The sequence below is a fragment of the Kosmotoga sp. genome (genome assembly GCF_982836095.1).
Genome location: NZ_CEYIHJ010000009.1, coordinates 24,022 through 26,741, shown reverse-complemented (window position 1 = coordinate 26,741; position 2,720 = coordinate 24,022). Strand labels below are relative to the sequence as shown.

Genomic DNA, 2,720 nt, shown 5'->3' with positions numbered 1-2,720 from the left:
ACTTCAGATTTTTCAACTGTTTTTTCGACAGCTAATACTGGTCTAACGACATATAGCCCATCAACATAGAAAGATTCTTGAAGAGGAATCTTGCTATTATCTTCTTCTCTGAAGAAAGAAAGATATATTACATACTTGCCGTTCGCTTTCAGATCTTTCATTTTATCAGTGGAATCAAAAGTAATCCTGTTCCAACCAGATGTGATGGTGTTTGTGGAAAAGACTCCATCCACCCAGTTCCAGCCTTCAGTGAGATCAGCCATGCCGAGGAAGACTTTATTGGGCATAGACTTTGTACCATAAGGTATAAAGAGATTCATGGTTATCTTTTCAGCCTGTGCCCAATCTGCTATTTTTTCAGCCGGTATTTGTAAGGCCACTTTTGTTTCAGGAGCCTTTCCGGAGGGTTTTACTTCCATGGATGCGACACCCTGTGCTATATACCTTTTTGACAGGCTGAATATTGCTCCAGTGTTGTCGTTGCTGAAAGTAGCGATTTCTTCTTCAGTATCCATGCCCCAGATATAGGAGTTTTCCGTGAGTTCATCAGAATTCTCGACAACAAAAGCATCAACATAGAAAGCGTCGGCAAGGGGCATTTTCGTTCCTTCGGTTTCTTCGAAGAAAGAGAAATACAGTGCGTACTTCCCATCAGGTTTGATATTCTGCATGGGCTCGCTGAGTTTGTAAATCACGGTATTCCAACCATCTTTTATCACTGTCTCTGAAAACACTCCATCAACCCATGCCCAGCCGTCTTTTACATCAGCCATGCCAAGAAAGAATTTGTTTGGCTTTGTTTTTGCACTTGGATCAATGAATACGGATAGTTTGATTACATCCTTTCCTACCAATTTCTCAAGCGACTGGCCTTCAAGGGTTATAGCAATTTTCGTTTCAGGAGACTGTCCATTCGGTAATACTTTCACAGAGTACTTACCCATTACAGCGAGATTACTGCTTTGAAGAAATAGGGCTCCCGTGTTGTCGTTATTGAGATTGTTTGTAATATCGAGTGGATCCAACAACTCAACAGCGCCAAAGGCTGTCAGTGCCAGGAGTAGAAAAAGAAAGACGTTGAACTTTAGATACTTCATACGTACCCCTCCTTTTCAAATGTGAACTTCCACGTCCACGAATTTCTTATCGCTGGGATGCACAACGATGTTTCCATTTATCTTGTTTCCACAGACAAAGATCATCTTTTCCCCGGTGCGTTTTATAATAATGTTGTACTCCACTCCCCTGAACAAGCGCTTTACAGATACTTGATTCCAGTTTTCTGGAATCACGGGATTGATCTTCAAGCCTTCCCATGTTGGGATGATACCAAGCACGCCTTCTATACCGGCAATGAAATACCACGTCGCTGAACCCGTGTACCAGCTCCATCCTCCCCTCCCAAAGTAGGGGGAATCCGGGCCATCAACGTTACCGGGGGTAACATAGGGCTCCACCATGTATTTATCAGGCTCCAATCCTCTGTACACTGGCATGAAGCTTCTATAGATAGCATATGTCTCGGGGTCTCCCATTTTTGCGGCTGCAAGCACAGCCCATGTTCCGGCATGGGTGTAAAGCCCACCATTTTCACGCATACCAGGGGCATACCTTGTCAGATAGCCAATCTCCGGATCGGGAACAGAATACGCTGGATAAAAAAGAATGGGACCATATTTTCTGAAAAGAACACCTTTTGCAGACTCATAAGCGGTTTTTTTCCTGTCATCTGGCGCTATATCATTCAATATTGCCCAGGTTTGGGCATTTAAATAGATTTTTCCTTCCTGATTTCTTGAACTGCCAATGGGCTCTCCACTATCCTTATACGCCCTGAGATACCATTTCCCATCCCAACCATGCTCATTTATCGCTTCCTTCAGGGCTCTTGCCCGAATAGCGTATTTCTCTTTTCTATCGAAATCTTCCATAGCTTCATTTACAACTTCAAAATCCCTGAGTATTCCATAGAGAAAGTGCCCTACCCATATGCTTTCACCTTTTCCACCAGTTCCAACAGCATTCATACCATCGTTCCAATCACCGGTGCCAATAAGAGGCAAATTATGCTCCCCGAAACGGCTAAGCACATTATCTATCGCCCTGACACAGTGCTCATAGACAGTTCCATCACCGCCATCACAAAAGGGCACTTTCTCCCTTAAGAATTCAAAATCGCCTGTCTCTTTGAGGTACCTGACAGTTATAAAAGGTAACCACAAAAGATCATCAGAATAGCCGGAGATATTTCCCTCTTCGCTTATTGGGTGCCACCAATGATAAACAATTCCAGATGAAAATTGATGGCGCGCATGCAATTTTATCTGCTCTCGCGTGAACTCAGGATTGAGATAGAGGAAGATTTGACTATCTTGAAGCTGGTCTCTAAATCCATATGCCCCGCCGGTTTGATAATAAGCTGTTCTTCCCCACAGACGCCCGGAAACTGCTTGATATTTCAACCAAACGTTATTCATAATATTAAAAGCTCTATCGGGTGTTTCAACGCTGAATTTTCCCAAAAGCTCTTTCCAATACAATTGGATGCCTTCCAATTCTTTGTTTATTGCTTCTTCGGTGGTATATTTTTCAAGAATTTCATTCAGTGATTCATTTGCACTAACCGCTCCAAGAAGATAGACAATGGTCTTTTCCTCTCCAGGATTTAGAATGATTGCGTGCTTGAGAGAAGCGATAGGATCCTCCCAGTTACCAAAGGT

At 43.1% G+C, this 2,720-nt stretch carries 2 protein-coding genes; both read right to left on the bottom strand.

The window, feature by feature from the left end; genetic code table 11:
* Positions 1-1,097, bottom strand: a 1,097-nt coding sequence (locus tag AC3LHT_RS01535; RefSeq protein ID WP_488661757.1) for a hypothetical protein, incomplete at its 3' end; no start/stop codon positions are given.
* Positions 1,098-1,112: 15 nt separating this feature from the next.
* The coding region (locus AC3LHT_RS01530) for a GH36-type glycosyl hydrolase domain-containing protein (RefSeq protein WP_488661756.1) at positions 1,113-2,720 on the bottom strand (1,608 nt) is incomplete at its 5' end.